This window comes from Streptomyces sp. NPDC026673, assembly GCF_040638135.1.
GTDB lineage: Bacteria > Actinomycetota > Actinomycetes > Streptomycetales > Streptomycetaceae > Actinacidiphila.
Genome location: NZ_JBEZXR010000011.1, coordinates 19,954 through 41,429, shown reverse-complemented (window position 1 = coordinate 41,429; position 21,476 = coordinate 19,954). Strand labels below are relative to the sequence as shown.

The following is a 21,476-nucleotide window of genomic DNA, read 5'->3' as shown; positions in this document are numbered from 1 at the left end:
CGCCGCGACCGGGCTTCCGGGGAGACTGTGGGCAGATCGTCCCGGCGCGAGCCACGCGCCGCCGGCGTAAAAGGAGGCACCCGTGCCGCATGTCCTGGTCCTCAACGCGTCGTACGAGCCGCTCGGCGTCGTACCGCTCCGCCGCGCGCTCATCCTCGTACTGAACAAGAAGGCCGTGTGCCTCGAGGAATCCGGCGCCTATATGCACAGCGCGACCTGTACTGTCCCCGCTCCGAGTGTCGTCAAGCTCACCAAATTCGTTCGAGTCCCCTTTCGCGGCCCCGTGCCCCTGACCCGGCGGGCGCTGTTCGCCCGGGACGGCGGCCGGTGCGCGTACTGCGGAGCCGTCGCAACCAGCGTCGACCACGTGATCCCGCGCAGCCGCGGAGGCCAGCACACGTGGGACAACGTGGTCGCGGCCTGCCGCCGGTGCAACCATCTCAAGGCCGACCGCCATGTCGCCGAACTCGGCTGGCGGATGCGCCATCAGCCCGCCCCGCCGTCGGGCCTCGCCTGGCGGATCATCGGGACGGGGCATAGGGACCCGCGCTGGCTGCCATACCTGCAGCCATTCGGCGCGGAGGACGCCATGGCCCGGATCGACGGCATATCCGCCTGAGACCGGGCCTTTGTGTTGTCCTGAACCGTCCCGGACCGGGCTCAGGGCCCCGGACCGCACCCCCGTGCCGGTCCGGGGCCCCGTGCCGCGCCCTTCGCGTCGCTACTCGTGGCGCAGCTGCGCCGGGTGGACGGTGCGGCGCAGCAGCGGCAGGGAGGCGGCGGTGGCCAGCAGGGCGGCGGTCAGCAGCCCGGCGGCCGTGAGCAGGGGCTCCAGCACCGGCAGCGGCGCCGAGACGTGCATGTCCGTCGCCGCCCACCAGCTGCCGGTGATCGTCATGGCGCAGGCGCTCGCCAGGACGACGGTGGGCACCAGGGGCAGCGCGGCCTCAAGCAGCGCCGCCCGGACGAGCACCCCGCGGGGCACTCCGGTGGCGGTCAGCGTGGCCAGGGTGCGGCGACGGGTGATCACCGATTCGATCGCCCCGACCACGAGCCCGGCCGCGGTGACGGCCGCGAGGATCGCGATGGCGATCCCGGCGATGGTGAGACCTCCGTGGAGGAAGGCCAGATGGGACCGTGAGTACGGTACGAGCGGGAACGGCCGCGGCGCGGCCAGGTAGTCGAGCATGACCCTGCGGACGCCGGCGAAGCCGACCCCGAGGACCACGGCGAACATCACCGCCGCATGGGAGCGGGCCGCCGCCCAGGGATCGGCCAGCAGCCGCTCCCCGGCGATCAGCAGCTCCGGACGGCCCGAGCGGGCGGCCAGCCGGCCGGTGACCACGGCCAGCCCGGCGGCGCCGAAGAGCAGTCCGGCGGCGAAGAGCGCGACGGCCGCCGCGGTGATGAGTTGGTAGGTGCCGAGCACCGACCCGCGGTGGGAGCCGGAGCCGTCGTAACCGATCACGAAGATGTTCAGCAGCTGCAGCCCCACCGCGGCCACCAGCGCCACCGGCGCCCACACCCACGGCAAGAGCCCGTTCGGTCGCCGTCCGGTCCGCCGGCGGACCCCGGCCGCCACGCCCAGCGGGTGTTCCCCGGCCCGGCGCAGGGTGAACCGCGCCTCCAGCGTCGCCAGTGCCGGCACCACGGCCGTCATCAGCAGCATCGCGGCCCACGGCACCTGCACCTCGGTCGGCCAGGTCAGGAGTCGGACCGGGCCGTCGGGCCAGGAGGTCTCCGGCTGGTCGGTGGCCAGCCAGGCGCGCAGCACCAGGAATCCGCCCAGTCCGGCCAGCGAGCCCAGGGCGCTCACCATGCCCGTCTCCAGCGCGGCGATCCTCCGGACCTGGCCCGGGGTCGCCCCGGCCAGCCGGAGCGCGGCCATCCGTCGTTCGCGTCGTAGTGCGCCGATCCGGGCGCACTGTCCGATGAACGCCAGTACGGGGAGGAGTAGGAGCAGCAGGCTTGCGACCACGCCCGTCCGCTGGCTCGGATAATTGAGAAGGTCGTTGGTGTAGCTGGTGATCCCGCCGCCTCCGTAGCGGGTGCCGATCGCGGTGACGGTCAGCGCCGCCAGCGCGAACACCGTTCCCAGCGCCGCGCCCACCCCCGTCAGTCCGAGCCGCCACCACTCACCGCGTGGGGAGCCGCGCAGCAGTGACACGGTGAGCACGGTGTCCGTCTTCAGGGTCGTCATCGGGCGATCTCCTCGGCGCCGACGACCGCCGGCTCGTTCTCCACGACGCCGTCACGGACGGTGACCTCGCGGTCGGCGTACGCCGCGATCCGGGCGTCGTGGGTGACGAGCAGCACCGCGGTGCCGGTCTCGCGGGCGGCGCGGGTCAGGGCCGTCATGACATGCTCGCCGGCCAGCGAGTCCAGGGCGCCGGTCGGCTCGTCGGCGAAGACCGCCTTCGGCCCGGTGACCATGGCGCGGGCCAGGGCGACGCGCTGCGCCTGGCCGCCGGACATCTCCCCGGGACGCAGTGCGGCCTGCCCGCGCACCCCGAAGCGCTCCAGCCACGCGCCCGCGCTGTCGTGGGCGGCTGAGCGGGACGTTCCGGCCAGGAGCAGCGGCAGGGCGACGTTGTCCAGTGCGGTGAGTTCGCCGACCAGTCCGCCGAACTGGAAGACGACGCCGAAGTCGGTGCGCCGCAGGGTGGAACGGCGGGTCTCCCCGGCCTGGTCCAGCCGTTCCCCGTCGGCGTACCGGACTTCGCCGGAGTCGGGGCGGACGATGCCCGACATGCAGTGCAGCAGCGTGGACTTGCCGCTGCCGCTCGGCCCGCTGACGGCCAGGATCTCGCCGGGGTGCAGGCGCAGCGAGGCGCCGCGCAGCGCTTCGGTCGTTCCGTACCGCTTGACGAGGCCGCGGGCCTCGATCAGGGGTGTGGTCATGCGGAGGTGACCTCCTGGGCCAGGGCGCCGAGGCGCTGCGCGGCGTTGTCCATCCAGCGCAGGTCGGCATCGAGATGGGTGAGGGCGTAGTCGGCGGAGAGCACGGCCGACAGCGGGGCGCCGGGCGCGGTCTTCACGGCGGTGAGCTCGCGCATCCGGGCGAGGTGGGCGGCGCGCTGGAGGCGCAGGAAGCCGGCCGGGTCGCCGAAGCCGGAGGAGATGATGGCCGTGACCTTGGCGAAGATCTCGTTGGCGGCGGTCACCGGGGCGGGTGGCACGGGTTCCTCCAGCCAGCGGCGCAGGATCAGGACGCCGTGCTCGGTCATCCGGTAGGTGGTGCGTTCCGGGCCGCCCTCGTGCTCGGTGGCGTCGACCTCGGCGAGGCCGTCGCGCACCAGTCGCTGGAGGGTCGTGTACACCTGCCCGTAGGCGAGCGGGCGGGCCTGCGGAAAGCGTTCGTCGTGCCGCCGCTTGAGGTCGTAGCCGTGGCCGGGCTCCGCGGCGAGCAGGCTCAGCAGGACGTTGCCGGTGCTCACGCACCCACCTCCTTCTATTCACTCAATACATGTATTGAGTGAATAGTTGCATCGACGGGGCCGCTTGGCAAGCAGCCCAGGGGAACCCGACGCTCAGCCGGTGACGGCGTACGCCTGCATCGAGTACAGCGAATAGCCGTACTTCGTGCCGCGCTCCAGCCCCTGCACGCGGATGAAGCGGGTGTCGGACGGGGCGTCCAGCCGTACGGACTCGGTGCCGCCGCGGCCGTCGGAGACCGCCGCCGCCGTGTGCCAGCTCTGCCCGTCGGCCGAGGTCAGGACCGTGTAACGGGAGGCGTACGCGTCCTGCCAGCGCAGCACCACCCGGCCGATCCTGGCGGCCCGCGGCAGTTCGGCCTGCACCCAGGCGTCGTCCCGTACGGGGGAGGACCAGCGGGTCGCGGGGTCGCCGTCGGTCAGCGCCGAGGCGGGGAAGTCCGCCGTCTCGTCACCGGAGGAGGTGGCCTGGGCGTTCGCGGCGAGGTCGGGGCCGCCGGTGCGCGGATAGGCGTGCACGGTGACCGTCTGCCGCACCGTGCGGCCCTCGGCGCGGAACGCCAGCGGCACTTCGTACAGCCCGGGCACGCCGTCCGCGGGCAGGGACAGCCGCACCGGCACCACGACCCTGCCGCCGCGCGGCAGTTCCACCTCACCGGGCGTCACGGCCTCGACCCCGGCCGGGGCCTCGGCGGTCAGCGACACCCTGGCCGCGGCGGGCGAGGCGTCGGTCAGCTCCGCGGTGACGGTCGCGGGGGCGCCGCCGAGCTCGAGTTCGGTCTCGGTGCGGTCCAGGGTCATCCGGGCCGCGGGCCGGTCCGCGTACCAGGGCACGATCTCGTGGACGACCGGCGGGCGGGCCCCCGCCGAGGGGGTGACCCGCACCGCGTCCGCCCGCAGGTCCCGCGCCGCCAGCTCGGTCCAGCCGCCGCCCAGCGAACCGAGCCGGTGCCAGCCCTGGCCGGGCACGCGCACCTCCACCGAGCCGGCGGCACCCGGTCCGGTGTCGGTGAGCACGGTCAGCGCCTCCAGCGGGCGGGCCGCACCGTACTCCAGGGTCAGCCCTGCGGCGGGCACGCGAACGGTCGTCGTGGCGTCGCCGTCGGAGGCCGCCAGGGAGGCCGGGTCCTCGGTAAAGGCGCCCGAGCCGCGGTCGTCCTCGGTGGTGACGGTGAACTCCCTTACGGTCAGGGCGTTCTCCTGCGCGGCCGTCGCCCGCAGCCGTACGTAGCGCGCCCGGGTGCCCTCGGGCAGCCGGGCGGTGACGGTCCGCTCGCCGTGCACCGTGGTGACGGTCCGCCAACCGGCGGCGTCACCCGCCGAGTACTCCAGCACCGCGTCGCGCAGATAGTCCTTCCGCTCGGGGCCGGGCTGGGCGGCGCCCATCGCGACGCGCACCTCGTGGATGGTGCGGGTGCTGCCGAGGTCGACCCCGAAGGCGTCGTCCTGCTGCGGCGGGGCGTCGCTCGCCCAGGCGGTGGTGTCCTTGCCGTCGGTCATCAGCGACGGATCGGTGGACCGGGCCGAGCCGAGCGTGGCGGTGGCCTTGCGGCCGGCGGTGCGCACACCGGTCCACGCGTCGGCCGTGGCCAGCGCCTTGGTCAGGAACGGATCGAGCACCCCGTGCCCCACGCTCGCCGGGCTGTCGGCGATCCGCCGGCGTGTCCGTTCCAACGCCAGCCGGTCCTGCCACGCCCCGGTGCCGTCCCCGGCGCGCAGCGCCACCAGCATGTCGACGGCGTGCTCGCCCGCCGACCCGTAGCGGGCCAGCTGGCTCAGCCACGGCCGCACCTCGTCGCCGAAGGAGCCGCCCGCCAGTCCGTCCAGCCGCCCCGGGGCGCCGCGCATCGTGGTGAACGCCCCGCGCAACCGGCCGGCCGCCCTCTCCAGCCGTTCGCGGCCGCCGTGCGCGTAGGCGTCGAGGAACTCCCCGATCAGCGGCCGCAGATACGCCGACTCCGAGTAGTCCAGCGCCGAGGAGGCGTCGTTGCCCGCCAGGGCGCGCAACGCGGCGCGGGCCCCGGGATCGTTCCCCGCCAGGTCGTCGATCGCCGCCCGCCAGGACGCCTCGCGGTCGTACGCGCGCGGGTTCCACGCGTAGTCCGCCACCGTGAACAGCGCGATCCGGGAGGCGGAGGGCTGCCTCATGGCGGTCGCCAGCAGTCCCGCGGACGCCGTCGCGACGGCTGGTTCGCGGCCGGTGTAGGGGCCGAGGAAGATCCGGTCGTCGGTGAAGTCGTTGACCGGGTAGTTGTCCATCGTCAGCAGCGGGTGCCCCAGCGCCGCCCGGGCGTCGGCCACCTGCCGGCCGGTGATCTCCCGCGGGACGACCCCGACACCCGTCCACGCCACCTCGACGCCGCGGTCCAGCAGCCGGGCCAGCTCCCGGCGGAAGTCGGTGGCGCCGTCCTGGTAGTACTCCGTCGGCAGCAGCGACAGCGGTACGGCGGCGCCGTGGCGCTCCGCCAGGTGCGCGGCGAGCGCGTTGGCCACGTCGGCCTGCGCCCGGGCCGCCGCCTCGGGGCCGTCGCCGTACGCGTCCGCGTCGGCGTCGCAGTGCCACTCGCTGTAGCTCACGTCCTGGAACTGCAGCTGGAAGGCGCGTACGCCCAGGGCCCACATCGCGTCGGCCTTGCGCAGCAGCGCCTCGCGGTCCTCCCGCGAGGAGAAGCAGAGCGCCTGGCCCGGCGACACCGCCCACGCCAGCGTCACGTGGTTGGCGCGGGCCCGCTCGGCCAGCGCGCGGAACTCCGCGCGGCGCCCCGCGGGGTACGGCTCGCGCCAGCGCTCCCGGCGGTAGGGGTCGTCGCCGGGGGCGTACAGATAGCGGTTCTGCTTCGTACGGCCCAGGAAGTCCAGTTGGGCGAGGCGCTGCTCCTGGGTCCACGGTTCGCCGTAGAAGCTCTCGGCGACGCCCCGCGCGGCGGCCGCGGGCCAGTCGCGCACAATGACGCCGGGCAGTCCGCGGGCGGTCGTCAACTGGCGCAGTGTCTGCGCCGCGTGGAACAGCCCGTCCTCGCCGGTGCCGTCCAGCGCCACGACGCCGCGGCCGCCGCTGCGGCCCACCGCCAGCCGGTAGCCGCCGGAGGGGAGGTCCCCGGTGGGCGCGGCGCCCAGGGCGCGCAGCGCGGAGTCGGCCCGCGGGCCGCCGGCGTACACCGTCAGTCCCCGAGGGGGGCCCGCCTCCTCGTGCAGCGTGGTCACTCCCGCGTCGCGCAGGACGGCGCGCAGGGCGTCCAGGGCGTACGGGTCGGCTCCGGGCCCGGCGACCAGGGTCGCCGTGTCCGGTACGGCGACGGTGCCGCCGCGACTGCGCAACGACTGCGGCCGGGGGTGCACGGCGGGCACGGCGTCCACCGCCGCGGTGCCGACCGGCGTGCCGGGCGTCGTCGCCGGAGTGGCCGCCGGAGCGGCGGGCGGGGTGGCCACGGCGGCCGGCGCGGTCCCGAGCACACCGCCGACGACGGCCGCGACGAGCGCCGCCGTGCGCGCCAAGCCGGTTCTCCTGCCCGCGGTCATGGTCCGACAGCCCATCACCCACACGGAGGGCGTGTCAACGTTCGGACGCGCCCCTTCCGGCCCCCGCCCGCGCCCCCGTACCGCCGGTAGCCCGGCCCGGCCGGGGACACGACCCGCCGGTCGAGGGAAAACCCCCGTCCGCCCGGCCCCTCCCGCGTGCGAGGATGGCCGAAAACCCGACGAAGGAGACGGACACGTGCCCGGCACCAACCTCACACGTGAGGAGGCGCGGCAGCGAGCGCGCCTGCTCACCGTGGACGCGTACGACATCGAGCTCGACCTGAGCGGAGCCCAGGAGGGCGGCACCTTCCGGTCGGTGACCACGGTGCGCTTCGACTCCGCCGAGGCGGGTGCCTCGACCTTCATCGACCTGGTCGCCCCCGAGGTCCACGAGGTGGTGCTCAACGGCACCGCGCTGGACCCGGCCGAGGTCTTCGCGGACAGCCGCATCGCCCTGCCGTCGCTCCAGGCCGGCGCCAACGAGCTGCGGGTCGTCGCGGACGCGGCCTACACCAACACCGGTGAGGGCCTGCACCGCTTCGTCGACCCGGTCGACAAGCAGGCGTACCTCTACACCCAGTTCGAGGTGCCGGACGCCCGCAGGGTCTTCGCCAACTTCGAGCAGCCCGACCTCAAGGCCGCCTTCACCTTCACCGTGAAGGCCCCGGCCGGCTGGACGGTAATCTCCAACTCCCCGACCCCGGAGCCCGTCGACAACGTATGGAGCTTCGCGCCCACCCCGCGCATCTCCACGTACATCACCGCGCTGATCGCCGGCCCCTACTACGCCGTGCACAGCACATGGGAGGGCGAGGGCGGCCGCAGCGTACCGCTGGGCCTGTACTGCCGCCCCTCGCTGACGGAGTTCCTCGACGCCGACGCGATCTTCGCGGTCACCCGGCAGGGCTTCGACTGGTTCGAGGAGAAGTTCGACTTCCCGTACCCCTTCGCGAAGTACGACCAGCTCTTCGTGCCGGAGTTCAATGCCGGCGCCATGGAGAACGCGGGCGCGGTCACCATCCGCGACCAGTACGTCTTCCGCTCCAAGGTGACCGACGCCGCCTACGAGGTGCGCGCCGAGACGATCCTTCACGAGCTGGCCCACATGTGGTTCGGCGACCTGGTCACCATGGAGTGGTGGAACGACCTGTGGCTGAACGAGTCGTTCGCCACCTACACCTCCATCGCCTGCCAGGCGTACGCGCCGGGCAGCAGGTGGCCGCACTCCTGGACGACCTTCGCCAACTCCATGAAGACCTGGGCCTACCGGCAGGACCAGCTGCCGTCCACCCACCCGATCATGGCGGAGATCAACGACCTGCAGGACGTCCAGGTCAACTTCGACGGCATCACCTACGCCAAGGGCGCCTCGGTCCTCAAGCAGCTGGTGGCCTATGTCGGCATGGACGAGTTCTTCACCGGCGTCCAGGCGTACTTCAAGCGCCACGCGTGGAAGAACACCCGGCTGACCGACCTGCTGTCCGCCCTGGAGGAGACCTCCGGCCGCGACCTGAAGACCTGGTCGAAGAAGTGGCTGGAGACCGCGGGCATCAACATCCTCCGCCCGGAGATCGAGACCGCCGCCGACGGCTCCATCACCTCCTTCGCCGTGCGCCAGGAGGCCCCGGCGCTGCCGGCCGGCGCCAAGGGCGAGTCGATCCTGCGGCCGCACCGCATCGCGATCGGCGCGTACGACCTCCAGGACGGGAAGCTCGTCCGCGTGAAGCGCGTCGAGCTGGACGTCGACGGCGAGCTGACCGCGGTGCCGGAGCTGGCCGGCGTGAAGCGTCCGGCGGTCGTGCTGCTCAACGACGACGACCTGTCGTACGCCAAGGTGCGGCTCGACGAGGTCTCGCTGGCCACCGTCCGCGAGCACCTCGGCGACTTCACCGAGTCGCTGCCGCGCGCTCTGGTGTGGGCGTCCGCGTGGGACATGACGCGCGACGGGGAGCTCGCCACCCGCGACTACCTGGAGCTGGTGCTCTCCGGCATCGGCAAGGAGTCCGACATCGGCGTCGTGCAGTCGCTGCACCGCCAGGTGAAGACGGCGCTGGAGCTGTACGCCGCGCCCGAGTGGCGCGAGACCGGTCTGGCCCGCTGGACCGAGGCGACGCTGGAGCACCTGCGCGCGGCCGCCCCCGGCGGCGACCACCAGCTCGCCTGGGCCCGCGCGTTCGCCGCCACGGCCCGCACCAAGGACCAGCTGGACCTGATCGCCGGGCTGCTCGGCGGCACGGAGACGATCGAGGGCCTGGCCGTCGACACCGAGCTGCGCTGGACCCTCCTGGAGCGGCTGGCCGCCACCGGCCGCGCCGACGAGGACGCCATCGCCGCCGAGCTCGGCCGGGACGCCACGGCGGCCGGTGAGCGGCACGCCGCGACCGCGCGCACCGCACGCCCGACGTCCGAGGCGAAGGCCGAGGCGTGGGCCTCGGTGGTCGAGGCGGAGAAGCTCACCAACGCCGTCCAGGAGGCGGTCATCGGCGGCTTCCACGAGCCGGACCAGCGCGAGCTGCTGGCGCCGTACACGCAGCGGTACTTCGCGGCGGTGTCGGACGTCTTCGCGACCCGCAGCCACGAGATGGCCCAGCAGATCATCGTCGGGCTCTACCCGGCGCTCCAGGTCTCCCAGGAGACGCTGGACGCCACCGACGCCTGGCTGGCGGCGGCCGACCCGGCGCCCGCGCTGCGCCGCATGGTGACGGAGTGCCGTGCCGGGGTCGAGCGCGCCCTGAAGGCCCGGGCCGCGGACGCGGCGGCGGCCGGCTGATCCGGCAACACGGCGAAGAGGCCCCCCGCGGCGTACCGCCGTGGGGGGCCTCGTGTCTTCCGTGCTCCGGGTGTGCGGCGGCGCCGCGGAGGCCGCGGCCGTGCGACGTCCCGGCGGCCGCTGCGCCGTTCGGGGGAGCGCTACGCGCCGCCGCGACACCGGCCGCCGGCGGGGCGGATGCCGACGGCGGGGGCGCGACGGGGCGGCCGGACGGGCCGCAACGGCCCGGGGCGCCCGATCACTCCCGATTAGGGTCGGACCGGCACCTCGCGCCGGGAAACGCCTGAACCGGGACGCGCCGACGCGCGTCCCGGCCGGTGGGGCGGTGAGGCGATCAGCCCTGGGTCTTGCGGGACTTGTCGGTCGCCATGACCGCGCCCGCGATGACCAGGAACAGGACGATCGGCAGGGCGACGTACAGGCCCAGCGTCTGGAGCACGCTCAGGCCGGAACCCGGGTCGTCGCCGTCGTCGCGGGTGTTCGCGAACGCGGGGGACGACATCAGCAGCATCAGCGCCGTGCCGGCCGTGACGGCACCGGCGCGCAGGGCGTTCTTGTTGAGCTTGTCCACGCTCTCAAACTAGCGAACGCTCCGGCGGCCCGCGCGTCCGGGGTGGGGTTACGGTACGTCCGGCGCCGCCATCGCGGTCCGCACCTCGTGCGCCAGCGCGTGCAGCCGGGGCGAGGCGGTCAGCTGCTCCAGGGTGAGCGGCCGGCCCTCGGCGTCCGCCACGGGCAGCCGCCAGTTGGGGTACTGGTCCCAGGTCCCCGGCAGGTTCTGCGGACGGCGGTCGCCGACCCCGTCCGGCAGCCAGACGCCCACCATCCGGGCCGGCGTCCGCGCCAGGAAGCGGTGGACGGCCTTGACGACCGCCTCCTCGTCACGGGTCCCCTCCGGCAGCATCCCCAGCCGGCCGAGGAGCGCCAGCCACTCCGCGATCTCCACCGCGTCCTCGGCCTGCTCCACCTCCAGCGGCCGGGTCAGCAGCCCCAGCCGGTGCCGCAGCCCGACGTGCTCGCCGGTCAGCCGGGCCGCCGTCGTCGGCAGATCGTGCGTGGTCACCGTCGCCAGCGCGTCCGTCCGCCATGCCCCGGGCGGCAGCGGCCGGGCGCGCCCCGGACCGCTCGCCGCCGCCCAGTCCCGCTCGAACCAGAGCACGGACGTGCCCAGGATGCCGCGGTCGGCCAGCTCTTCGCGGACGCCCGGCTCCACCGTGCCGAGGTCCTCCCCGATGACGACGGCACCGGTGCGGTGCGCCTCCAGGGCGAGGACGCCGAGCATCGCCTCGGCGTCGTAACGGACGTACGCGCCCCGTGTCGGGGGCTCGCCCTCCGGGACCCACCACAGACGGAAGAGCCCCATCACATGGTCGATGCGCAGGCCCCCCGCGTGCCGCAGCACATTGCGCAGCAGGTCGCGGTAGGGCGCGTACCCCGTGGCGGCCAGGGCGTCCGGCCGCCACGGCGGCAGGCCCCAGTCCTGGCCGTGGGCGTTGAAGGCGTCCGGCGGCGCGCCGACCGACATCCCGCCGGCGAGGGCGTCCTGCAGCGACCAGGCGTCCGAGCCGCAGGGGTGCACCCCGACCGCCAGGTCGTGGACGATGCCGACCGCCATACCCGCGTCCCGTGCCGCACGTTGTGCCGCGCCGAGCTGGGCGTCCGTCAGCCAGGCCAGCCAGCAGTGGAAGTCGACCTGGTCCAGCCGTTCGGCACGGACCCGCGCGACCTGCCCCGAGCGCGGGTCGCGCAGGCCCGCCGGCCAGCCGCGCCAATCCGGGCCGTGCAGCTCGGCCAGCATCGACCAGGTGGCGTGGTCGTCCAGCGACTGCCCCTGCTCGGCCAGGAAGTCGCAGTACGCGGCCCGGCGGCCCGGAGACAGCGGCACCTTGCGGACCAGCGCCAGCGCCTCGCGCTTCAGCTCCCACACCGCGTCACGGTCGATCAGGGCGTCCTTCAGCAGCACCGAGTCGCGCAGCACGGCCGCCTTGCGCAGCAGATCCGCCGCCCGGTCACGGTCGTCGGGGTCGAGGTAGGCGTACTCGGGGATCTCCTCCACCCGTAGGTAGACCGGGTCGGGGAAGCGCCGGGAGGACGGGCGGTAAGGCGACGGGTCCGTCGGATGCCCGGCCACGGCCACGTGCACCGGGTTCACCTGGAGGAACCCCGCGTGCAGCGCCCGGCCCGACCACGCCGCGAGGTCCGCGAGGTCACCGAGATCGCCCATGCCCCAGGACCGCGAGGAGAGCACCGAGTACAGCTGCGCCATGAAGCCGAAGACCCGCTCCGGGGGGCCTGGCAGCCGCTCCGGGGCCACGACCAGCTGCGCCCGCGCGGTGCGCCCGTCGGGGGCTTGCGCGCACAGCACGTGCCGGCCCACCGGGAGCGGCGCGCCGCCGTCCCAGCCGGTCTCGGCGCCGTCCTCCGTCGTGACCCGCAGCGCGGTGCCCTCGGGCAGCGGGTGCCGGAGGGGGCGGCCCGCCCGGAGGGCCACGCTGCGGGGGAGCAGCCGGCGCCCGGCGCGGTGATCGTGCTCCGCCAGGGCGTTCCGTACCGCCGCCGGGGTCGAGGCGTCGACACCCAGCGCCGCCAGCACCGCCACGACCGTCTCGTCCGGCACGCGCACCTCGCGGTCCGGCGACGGGCGGTAGGTGACGTCCACGCCGTGCAGCGCGGCGAGTCTGTCCCGGTCGGCGGCTTCGGTCATGGGGTGCCCTCCCGGGGCGTCATCGCGGGTGCGCTTTCTCCGGACAGCCTCAGCCATACCCACTGCGTGGCGACGCAGTCGCATTCCGTGCACGACGTCACCGCCGCGGAGGGGCGCTCCGGGCCGAATGCGGCGGGGCGGCCGCCGGGGCGCCGACGCCGCGCCGTCCCCGAACGGTGCCCGGCGCGCCGACGCCGCCCCCGGAGCGCGGCGACTCCAGGGTCGGCGTCCACGGTGGGCGGGCGGCCGGGGCGGCAGCGCCGCGCGGACCGCCCGCAACCGGTCCGGTCGATGCCGCGCCGGTGGTCAGGCGGGTTCCCCCGCACGGAACGCGCGGGCCGTGCGGCCGAGCCAGGGGGACGCGGCCTCGACTTGGGCGGCGAGCGCGAGGAGCGGGCCCTCGTCGCCGTGCCGGGCGCCGAGCATCATGCCGATGGGCAGCCCGGTCGCGGACCACTCGAGCGGCAGCGAGACCGCCGGCAGCCCGGCGATGTTCCACGGCGCGGTGAACGGCGTGAACGCCAGCTGCGCCGCGAAGTCCGCCTCCGGATCGGCGTCGTCGCGCAGGGCCCCCACCGGCGCCGGGAGCTGCGCCAGGGTCGGGGTGAGCACCGCGTCGTACGGCTCGACCGCCTCGGCCAGCTTGCGGCCCACCCCCTGCATCACGCCCAGCGTCCGCGCGTACTCCAGGCCGCCCACGTCCTGGCCCTGGGTGCGCAGCCAGCGGGTGAGCGGCAGCAGCTCCCGCTCCCGTTCCGGTGCCACGGGGGTCAGCGCGGCGAGCACGGCCCACACCGGCGTGAACGCGTCGCGGTCGCCGGGCGCGAGCGGTTGCGGCACGTCCACGATCTCGTGCCCGAGCCCGGCCAGCAGCGCCGACGTCCGCTCGTACGCCGCCAGGACCTGCGGATCGACCGCGACACCCGCGACGTCCGGCACGGCCCAGCGGGCGATCCGCAGCCCGCGCGGCTCGTGCTCGCACCACCTCAGGAACGACCGTTCCGGCGCCGGCAGCCGGAAGGGGTCACCGGGCGCGGGCACCGCCATCACGTCGAGCAGGGCGGCGGTGTCCCGGACCGTCCGTGCGATGGGGCCGTTCACGGCCAGTCCGCTGCCGTCGCCCCACGGCGCGGGACTCACCCGGCCCCGGCTGGGCTTCAGGCCCACGACCCCGCAGCAGCTCGCCGGGATGCGGATCGAGCCGCCGCCGTCGCTGCCGTGCGCGGCCGCCGCGAGCCCCGCCGCCACCGCCGCGGCGGCCCCGCCGCTGCTGCCACCCGCGCCGCGCCCGAGGTCGTACGGGGTGCGGGCAGGCGGCCCCACGGCGCCCTCGGTGTAGGCGGGCAGCCCGAACTCGGGGGTGTTGGTCTTGCCGGTCAGCACGGTTCCGGCGTCCCGCAGCAGCCGGACGAGGTGGGCGTCCTGATCGGCGACCCGGTCCGCGAAGACCGCGGACCCGGAGGTGAAGCGCACCCCGGCGACCGGCGTCAGGTCCTTCACCGGCACCGGTACGCCGAGCAGCGGCGGGAGCGCCCCGCCCCCCTTGAGCACGCGTTCGGCGCGGCGCGCGTCCTCCAGGGCCCGTTCCGGCGTGACCGTCAGATAGGCCCCGACGGCGGGGTCGAGCCGCTCGATCCGTTCGAGGTAGTGGGCCGTCAGCTCCACGGGCGACAACTCGCCCGCCCGGACGGCCGCGGCCTGTTCCAGCATCGTCAGTTCATGGGGGGCGGTCACCCGGCCAGGCTAGGCCCTGCCCCGGGGCCTGTCCCGGGAGTCGCCCGGGGGACCGGGGGACCGGGGGACCGGGGGGAACGGTTTCCCCCTCCACCGCGTCAGAGGGGAAACCGCGGACGGGGACGGGTCCGCCTCCCGGGGCGCGCGAGGGGAGAGCGGCACCGGATGACGGGAGTGATGGCCATGGGGAACAGGACGGGACCGGCGGTCACCGCGGCGGCGCTGCTCGCGCTCGCCGCGCTCGCCGGCTGCGGGGCCGGCTCGGGCGAACCCGAGACCGAATCGGTCCGCCTGACCGACGCGGAAGTGCTGGCCTGCACCGAACTCGTCGCCGAGGGAACGGTGTTGCGGGTGACGCCCGCGGAGGGACCGGACCGGGTGTCGGTGCGGATGGAGGTGGACCGCTATCTCAAGGGGGAGCGCGGGGACCGCCGGCTGACCGTCGACGTCGAGCGCGACGAGGAGGGGGAGCCCGAGATGGCCGTCGGGAGCCGCGTGCTCGTCAGGGTCATGCAGCGCCCCAGGGGCAGCACCTTCGTCCACCAGGGCGAGGAGATCGCCTCTGAGCGGGAGTGGGTGGAGCGGGCGCTGCCCCGCTCGCGCACGCTGCGCTGCGGGGAGCTGGAGTACGAGTGGCGGCAGAGCTGAAGAGGCGGGCGCTCCGGGGAGCGCCCGCCCCTTCAGGCGGTGATCAGGCGGTGATCAGGTCACGGCCACGGGTCAGCCCGCGTTGACCTTGTCGATCAGCACGCTACCGGTGCCGGCGGCGGTGCCGTCGGCGTTCAGCAGTTGCACCTCGCCGAAGAACTGACGTCCCTCGGGAGCCGGGGCCGCGACCAGGACGTTCGCCGCGACGTTCGCGGAGGCGCCGTTGGCCAGCGGAAGGGTCGCCGCCTCGTCGACGGTCACCGAGCCGAGCGTCGTCGAGTAGAAGACGTCGCGGTAGTCGTACTCGGTGGTGCCGGCCGGGACCGAGTAGCCGTCCACCTGGATGGTGTACGTGCCGGCCGCCGGGTTGGCGATGCTCACGGCCTCCTCCGAGTCGCCGTCCGCGGCCTGGGCGACCTGCGTGCCGTTGAGGAACACGGTCAGGTCGAGGTCGGCGGAGGCGTCGGAGGTGCCGCCGATGGCGACGTCCAGCCGGGACGCGCCCGCGGGGACGACGACCGTGCTGGTGACGCTGTCACCGTCGGCGATCGACGGGCGCGAGGCCGCACGGGAACCGAGCGCGCCGCCCTTCAGCTTGCCCTGGACGGGGGCGTAGCCGTTGGTGACCTTCCACGAGACCGGGGCGGCGGTGCCGACCGTGGCCTCCTCGACGGTCTGGACCTCGGGGTCGAAGGAGACGCCGAGCGCGGTCGCGGTCAGGTTGTACGGGTTGTTCAGCACCGGAGACGTACGACGCGATTCGACCTCGATCTCCCACACGCCCGGGATCGGGTCGGTGTAGGAGCGCAGGTCGGGACGGCACCCGTTGGTGGTGGTGTAGTTCGGGTAGCAGAACGTCGTGGTGGTCGGGTCGGCGGGGATGCCCCACGGGGTGATCGCGATGAAGCGGGTCTGGCTGCCGGTGGCGAGGCCGCCCATCTTGATCTCGAGCGTCTTGGCGCCCTCGGGGACGGTCACGAAGTAGGACGTGGTGCCGTTGCGCTGCACCGAGCCCGACGCCTTGACCGCGAAGGACGGCTTGGCCTGCGGGGTGGCCACGATCACGGTGTTGAGGATCTGCTGGTCGGTGCCGCGCGTCGCCGGGTCGTCGACCGTCAGGATCGCGCTGTGCAGACCGGCCGAGCCGGGCTTGGCCTTGACGCGCACGGTCACCGGCTTGTTCAGCGGCAGCCACACGTTGTCGTAGTCGGCGAAGCGGAACGTGCCGTCGTTGTTCACCCACTCCAGGTCGTGCCGGATGGACCGGTTCGGACCGGTGGTGCGGGTGATGGTGACGTTGTACGTCTTGGTCTGACCGGCCTTCAGGCCGCCCTCGCGGTCGTAGATGCCGGTGCCGTAGCCGGGCGTGGCGAGCGCGTCCGAGAAGAACGTGTTGACCGGGGCCTTGACCGTGTAGGTGTGGGCGCTCGCGCCCGCCTTGATGAGGCGCCAGGCGTCGACGATGTCGATCAGACCGGAGCCCTGGGCGTACGCCGGGACGTCCTTGATCTTGTTCGCCGTGCTGGTCAGCGCGGTGCGCAGGGTCGCCGGGGACAGCGGGATGCGCGCCTGCTTGGCCGCGGACAGCAGCAGCGCGGAGGCGCCGGCCGCCTGCGGGGAGGCCATCGACGTGCCCTGCAGCATGGCGTAGCCGGGCGGCAGGCTGTAGCCGGCCTCGGCGACCGGGCCACCGGGCTCCCAGGTCGGGATGGTGTTGATGGAGGCACCGGGCGCGGAGATGATCGGCGCGAAGCCGCCGTCCTCACGCGGGCCGCGCGAGGAGAAGGGCATCATGTCGTACGCCTTGGTCACCTGCGAGCCGTAGTTGGCCGCCCAGGTCTCCTTGGAGATGCTGGCGCCGACGCTGAGGACCTTGTCGGCCAGACCCGGGTCGCCGATGGTGTTGGCGCCGGGGCCGCTGTTGCCGGCCGAGATGACCAGCTGCACGCCGTACTCGTCGATCAGGCGGGTGTACGTCTGTGCGCGGGCGTTGTTGCCGTCGTTCAGCGGGGGCAGACCGCCGATGGACATGTTGACGATGTCCACACCGCGGTTGACCACCAGGTCGATCATGCCCTCGGTCAGTGCGACGTTGGTGCAGCCGCCGGACCAGGTGCAGGCGCGCGACGAGACGATCTTCGCGCCCGGCGCGGCGCCGTTCATCTTGCCGCCGAACAGGCCGTTGGCGGCGGTGATGCCCGCCACGTGGGTGCCGTGCTCGGACTCGATGACGCCGATGTTGACGAAGTCCGCCTTCTGCCCGACGTAGGGGCCGCCCAGCGGGTCGAGCGGGACGTCCTTGCGGATCTCGACCACGAACGGGATGCGCTCGGAGATCGCCGTGTTCGGGTCGTCGGTGCCGAAGTAGCCGATCTGGAAGCCGTTCTTGTACGGCTTCATCGACTCGCTGTCGGAGAAGGTGCCGTCGTCGTTGATGTCGACGCGCACGGTCCCGGTCGCGGGGTCGTAGAGCACGCCCCACCAGTCGGTGGTGTCGCCGTCCCGGTTGAGGTCGCCGGCCATGTCGCCGCCGACGGTCGCGCTCTCCAGGATGCGGTTGACGTAGTACGAGCCCGCCGGCGCCGTGTAGGTGCGGTCGCGGTAGGAGAACGTCGGCCCCGAGACCGGGGTCAGCATCGCACGCCAGGTGCCGTCGCCGTCCGTCAGCGGGTCGGTGGAGGTGACCCAGTCGACGATCTTGCGCTCGCCGGTCGTGGTCTTCTGCAGCGCCGGGTGGCCGAGGTCCACGCCCGAGTCGAGGATGCCGATGGTGATGCCGCGGCCGTCGGCCTTCGGGTTGTCCTTGACGAAGTCCACCGCGCCGGTCTCGAACGCCGGCTGGTAGGGGTTCTTCGCCGGGGTCTTCGCGTCGGGACCCGGGTAGGTGGTGGAGCCGTGGCCGTGGCCGTGGCCCTTCGAGGAACCCTTGCCGCCGTCGGCCGACGGGGACGGGTCGTCGAGGACGATCTCCTGCTTGAGGTCGATCGCCTGCACCGAGGAGAGCTTCTGCGCCGCCGCGATCGCCGCGTCCGCCTTGGCCGTCGGCACCGTGGCGCGGACGTAGCCGAGGCCGTCGTAGGTCCGGTCCACCGAGGCGCCCTTGAGGGCGTCGAGCTCGTCCGAGACCTGCTCGGTGGAGCCCTTCTTGGTGGCGATCATGAGGGTGACGTTCTTGTCGCCGCCGGCCTTGGCCCCGGCGAGCAGTTCGGCGTCGGCCGCACCGAGCTTGTCGGGCGCGGTCTTCACCGCCGCGTCCGCGGGGTCGCCGGCCGAGTCGGCGAAAGCGGTGGACGAGGAGACTCCGGTCGCGGTCAGCGCGGCCACCAGGCCGGCCGCGAGCGCGACACGGACCACGCGTCTCTTCCCGCGTATGTGATCGAGAGACATGGGCATCCTGTTCAAGATTTGGGCGCCAGTTGACCGACACATTGCGCCATCTGGGGGGTTGTTGGGGAGTGCCGAAGATGGCGTAAGACCGACATGACGCGAATACGTCAAGGGCCCATCTCGGGTGGCGGCAGGCGAAGCGTCCCGAACCGGATCATTGCGCCCGCCACCCGGAGCCCCGCGGATGCCCGGCGGCCCCGGGCGCCGGGGCGGCCGGTGAACACCGGATGAGCGTCCGGCCACCCGGGGACCTGCCGCCGGTGACCGGCAGGCGGACTGCTGATCCATGTCCGGAGATGGGTGCCCGGCGTTCCGCTTCCGTTGCACGGCAGGCCATCCCCGCTGCCAACGATCCCGGTGAACGACGCACTTCGACGATGTGCCGTCGCAGTCGCCGCCCACCGGGAGGGGAACTCGTCATGCCTGGCCCCGTGTCCGCCGCCTCAGCCTTCAACCGCCGCCGCTTCCTGATCGCCTCGGGAGCCACCGCCGCCGGTACGGGGCTCTCCGTCGCGTTCCTGTCCGGCTCGGGCGACGCGAAGGCGCAGCCGCCCGTCGCCGGGTCCGCCGCGGGGACCGCCACGTCCGCGCCGGCGACACCGGCGACACCGGCGGCGCCGTCCGCCGTGGAGCCGTTCGCCGCCGGCACGACCCTGCACTCCGTCGCGGCCCCGCGAGGCGGCCGGGGCTACCGCCGGCTGGGCGACGGGCCGGGCTGGAAGCGCGTCGTCCGCGCGGAGTTGGCGGCCGCCCGCAAGGACCGGGCCGGGCGCCGTACGACGCTCTCCTGCTTCGTGCAGTTCACCGACCTGCACCTCACCGATGTGCAGAACCCCCAGCGCTACGAGTGCCTGCGCTCCGCCGCCGCGTCCAACTGGCGGCCGCAGGAGGCGCTCACCAACGCCGGTGTGGTCGCACTCGTCGAGCGGGTCAACGCGCTGCGCCACGGGCCCGCCACCGGTGCGCCGATCGACTTCGTCATGACCACGGGCGACAACACCGACAACAACTCGCGCATCGAACTGGACTGGTTCCTCACCGCGATGAGCGGCGGGCGCTTCACGCCGAACACCGGTGACCCGCGCCACTACGAGGGCGTGCAGGACTCGGGTCTCAAGCTCTTCTGGCAGCCGGACGCCGCGCTGCGCGACGCGGACAAGGCGCTCGGCTTCCCCCGGCTGCACGGCTTCCTCGACGCCGCGCTGCGCGAGGTCAACAGCCCCGGCCTGAGCGTGCCCTGGTACTCCACCATCGGCAACCACGACGACCTGTTCGGCGGTTCCTACGCCTCGTCCTCGTTCTTCCACGACCTCGCGGTCGGCTCACGCAAGCTGTACTCCCTGCCGACCGCCGAGGCGGTGGCCGTCAACGACCTCCTCCGCAAGGGCCCCGACCCGCGCGGCGAGCGCTTCCGGGAGGCCTGGAAACGCCACCGGCGCGCCGCCCGCACCGTCACCCCCGACGCCCGCCGGGCGCCCGTCACCCCGCGCGAGTACGTCGCCGCCCACCTGGACCCGGCGCACGCCGGAGCGGGTCCCGTCGGCCACGGCTACACGCGGGACAACCTGGAGTCCGGACGGCTCCACTACACGTTCCGGATCTCCGACGACGTGGTCGGCATCAGCCTCGACACCACCGACCGGGGCGGGGACTACCGCGGTTCCCTCGGTACGGCCCAGTTGGGCTGGCTGGACCGGACGCTCACCGCGCACGCCGACGACATCGTCCTGGTCTTCAGCCACCACCCCAGCTGGTCGATGACCAACACGGTCCGCGACCCCGCCCGCCCCACCGAGCGGCGGCACGGCGGCGACGAGGTGCTCGCCCTGCTCGGACGCCACCGCAACGTGGCCGCCTGGATCACCGGCCACAGCCACAAGAACAAGATCGTTCCCCGCGGCACCTTCTGGGAGGTCTCCACCGCCTCCCACGTCGACCATCCGCAGCTGGCCCGGATCATCGAGCTGACGGACAACCACGACGGCACGCTCTCCCTGCTCTGCACGCTCGTGGAGTCCGCGGCCCCGTACCGCACCGACTTCTCCGACCTGTCGCAGACCGGCCTCGCCGCGCTCTACCGCGAACTCGCCTTCAACTCTCCGGGAGCCCGTCCGCAACTCGCCGGCGAGCCCGGCGACCGCAATGTCGAACTGCTGCTGAAGAAGCGCTGACCGCCGACGGCCGCCGCCGAACGCCGTCCTCACCGCGGCAGGACCACGATCCACGAGGCGGGATCGCGGTCGGCCGCGGCCATCAGGGCCGTGCGGACGACGGTGGCCTGCTGCTCCAGGGACTCCCGGAGCTTGCGCGGCGTGAGGTGCACGACCGAGATGCCGAGGCGCTCCAGGTGCTCGCGCTTGCGGGCGTACTCGGCCCACAGGGCGTCGTCCTCCTGCCGGGGCACACGGGCGTCGAGCTCCACCGCCACCGCGTGCTCCGGCCAGTACGCGTCCACGCCGCCCAGGTGCGGGCCGCCGGGCAGCCGCAGGTCCACGTTCCACAGCGGATCGGGCAGTCCGAAGCAGCGGACCATCGTGTACAGCCTGCTCTCGGCGATCGCGCGGCCCTCGGCCACCAGCGCGTCCACCGCATCCACCACGTGCGGCCGGGACAGCAGGCGCGCCCGGCTCAGCTCCCCGACCAGCGCCGTCGCCTCGCAGTGGCCGCCGCGCACCGCCTCGGTCAGCACCTGGCGCACGGCCTCCGCGTCCTCCAGTTCCTCCACCGCGTCCGCCAGCGCCCGCGGCAGCGGCGCGCACGGCACGCCCCGCACCTCCCGCGGGCGGGGCGGGGTCGGGGTCCGCACGAGCCCCACGTCGCCGACCGCGCGCAGCCGGCGCTGCCGGGCCACCAGCAGGTCGATCCGGTCCAGGCCGACCAGCGGGGGCACCGAGGAGAAGCGGTGCAGCGCCAGCGCCGCCAGGCCGGTGACCATCGCCTCGCGGCCCGCGTACAGCAGTGCGGCCAGCACCCGCTCGTCACCGGTGGGCCGCCCCCGGTGCAGGACGTAGACCCGGGGCAGCACCTCCTGCCACGGCCCACCGGGCCGGCAGCGCTCGGCGAGCGTCTCGGGGGCGACGCCGTGCTCCCGCAATTGGCGGGCGGTCAGCACGGTCGGCCGCGTACGGGAGAGGTGGTCGAGGGGGCGGGGGCTGAGGGGGATGTTGTGGCTCATGGCGGGTCAATTCCCGCATCCCTCGGGGAGCCTAACGGCTGTTACCGTTCCGTCGACAAATGCGGACATCCCCGCACTAAAGTTCAGACGTTCGGTTGCCGACGG

At 73.9% G+C, this 21,476-nt stretch carries 13 protein-coding genes; 4 read left to right on the top strand and 9 right to left on the bottom strand.

Annotated features, from left to right (window positions below; genetic code table 11):
• Positions 1-82: 82 nt before the first annotated feature.
• Positions 83-619 carry an HNH endonuclease gene (locus AB0F62_RS11320; RefSeq protein ID WP_089226958.1) on the top strand — a complete coding sequence of 179 codons (537 nt, stop codon included), beginning with the start codon at positions 83-85 and terminating at the stop codon, positions 617-619.
• A 102-nt stretch (positions 620-721) separates the two neighbouring features.
• On the opposite strand, the gene AB0F62_RS11315 is transcribed toward AB0F62_RS11320, so the two are convergent.
• From AB0F62_RS11315 to AB0F62_RS11300, 4 genes are all read right to left on the bottom strand, one after another.
• On the bottom strand, positions 722-2,200 hold the full coding sequence (locus AB0F62_RS11315) for an FtsX-like permease family protein (protein WP_361795480.1): 1,479 nt from the start codon (positions 2,198-2,200) through the stop codon (positions 722-724).
• Positions 2,197-2,901: an ABC transporter ATP-binding protein gene (locus AB0F62_RS11310; RefSeq protein WP_361795477.1), complete on the bottom strand. Its 705-nt coding sequence runs from the start codon at positions 2,899-2,901 to the stop codon at positions 2,197-2,199. The genes AB0F62_RS11315 and AB0F62_RS11310 overlap by 4 nt, the downstream gene beginning before the upstream one ends.
• Positions 2,898-3,437: a PadR family transcriptional regulator gene (locus tag AB0F62_RS11305; RefSeq protein ID WP_361795474.1), complete on the bottom strand. Its 540-nt coding sequence runs from the start codon at positions 3,435-3,437 to the stop codon at positions 2,898-2,900. The genes AB0F62_RS11310 and AB0F62_RS11305 overlap by 4 nt, the downstream gene beginning before the upstream one ends.
• Positions 3,438-3,530: 93 nt before the next feature.
• Entirely contained in the window at positions 3,531-6,953 is a 3,423-nt protein-coding gene (locus tag AB0F62_RS11300; protein ID WP_361795471.1) for a beta-N-acetylglucosaminidase domain-containing protein, read from the bottom strand.
• Between the two features lie 196 nt (positions 6,954-7,149).
• Between AB0F62_RS11300 and pepN the strand changes: the two genes are divergently transcribed.
• Positions 7,150-9,723 (top strand): aminopeptidase N, encoded by a 2,574-nt coding sequence (gene pepN, locus AB0F62_RS11295; RefSeq protein WP_361795468.1) that lies wholly within the window; start codon positions 7,150-7,152, stop codon positions 9,721-9,723.
• Between the two features lie 334 nt (positions 9,724-10,057).
• Here the strand turns inward: pepN and AB0F62_RS11290 are convergent, their stop codons facing one another.
• From AB0F62_RS11290 to AB0F62_RS11280, 3 genes are all read right to left on the bottom strand, one after another.
• Positions 10,058-10,294 (bottom strand): hypothetical protein, encoded by a 237-nt coding sequence (locus AB0F62_RS11290; protein ID WP_361795740.1) that lies wholly within the window; start codon positions 10,292-10,294, stop codon positions 10,058-10,060.
• A 48-nt stretch (positions 10,295-10,342) separates the two neighbouring features.
• Entirely contained in the window at positions 10,343-12,427 is a 2,085-nt protein-coding gene (gene malQ / locus AB0F62_RS11285; RefSeq protein WP_361795465.1) for a 4-alpha-glucanotransferase, read from the bottom strand.
• A gap of 306 nt (positions 12,428-12,733) precedes the next feature.
• Positions 12,734-14,161, bottom strand: coding sequence for an amidase (locus AB0F62_RS11280; protein WP_361795462.1), 1,428 nt, complete (start codon positions 14,159-14,161; stop codon positions 12,734-12,736).
• Positions 14,162-14,344: 183 nt separating this feature from the next.
• Here AB0F62_RS11280 and AB0F62_RS11275 point away from each other — a divergent pair, with 183 nt between their 5' ends.
• Complete coding sequence (locus AB0F62_RS11275) at positions 14,345-14,809, top strand: hypothetical protein (RefSeq protein WP_361795459.1); 465 nt, start codon at positions 14,345-14,347, stop codon at positions 14,807-14,809.
• Between the two features lie 72 nt (positions 14,810-14,881).
• Here AB0F62_RS11275 and AB0F62_RS11270 read toward each other — a convergent pair whose 3' ends face one another.
• Positions 14,882-18,196 carry a S8 family serine peptidase gene (locus AB0F62_RS11270; protein ID WP_361795456.1) on the bottom strand — a complete coding sequence of 1,105 codons (3,315 nt, stop codon included), beginning with the start codon at positions 18,194-18,196 and terminating at the stop codon, positions 14,882-14,884.
• Positions 18,197-18,615: 419 nt separating this feature from the next.
• On the opposite strand from AB0F62_RS11270, the gene AB0F62_RS11265 reads away from it, so the two are divergent.
• The gene (locus tag AB0F62_RS11265) at positions 18,616-20,367 is read left to right on the top strand and encodes a TIGR03767 family metallophosphoesterase (protein ID WP_361795453.1); all 1,752 of its coding nucleotides are present in this window, start codon (positions 18,616-18,618) and stop codon (positions 20,365-20,367) included.
• A gap of 29 nt (positions 20,368-20,396) precedes the next feature.
• On the opposite strand, the gene AB0F62_RS11260 is transcribed toward AB0F62_RS11265, so the two are convergent.
• Positions 20,397-21,371, bottom strand: a complete 975-nt coding sequence (locus AB0F62_RS11260; protein WP_361795450.1) for a hypothetical protein — start codon at positions 21,369-21,371, stop codon at positions 20,397-20,399.
• Positions 21,372-21,476 lie beyond the last annotated feature (105 nt).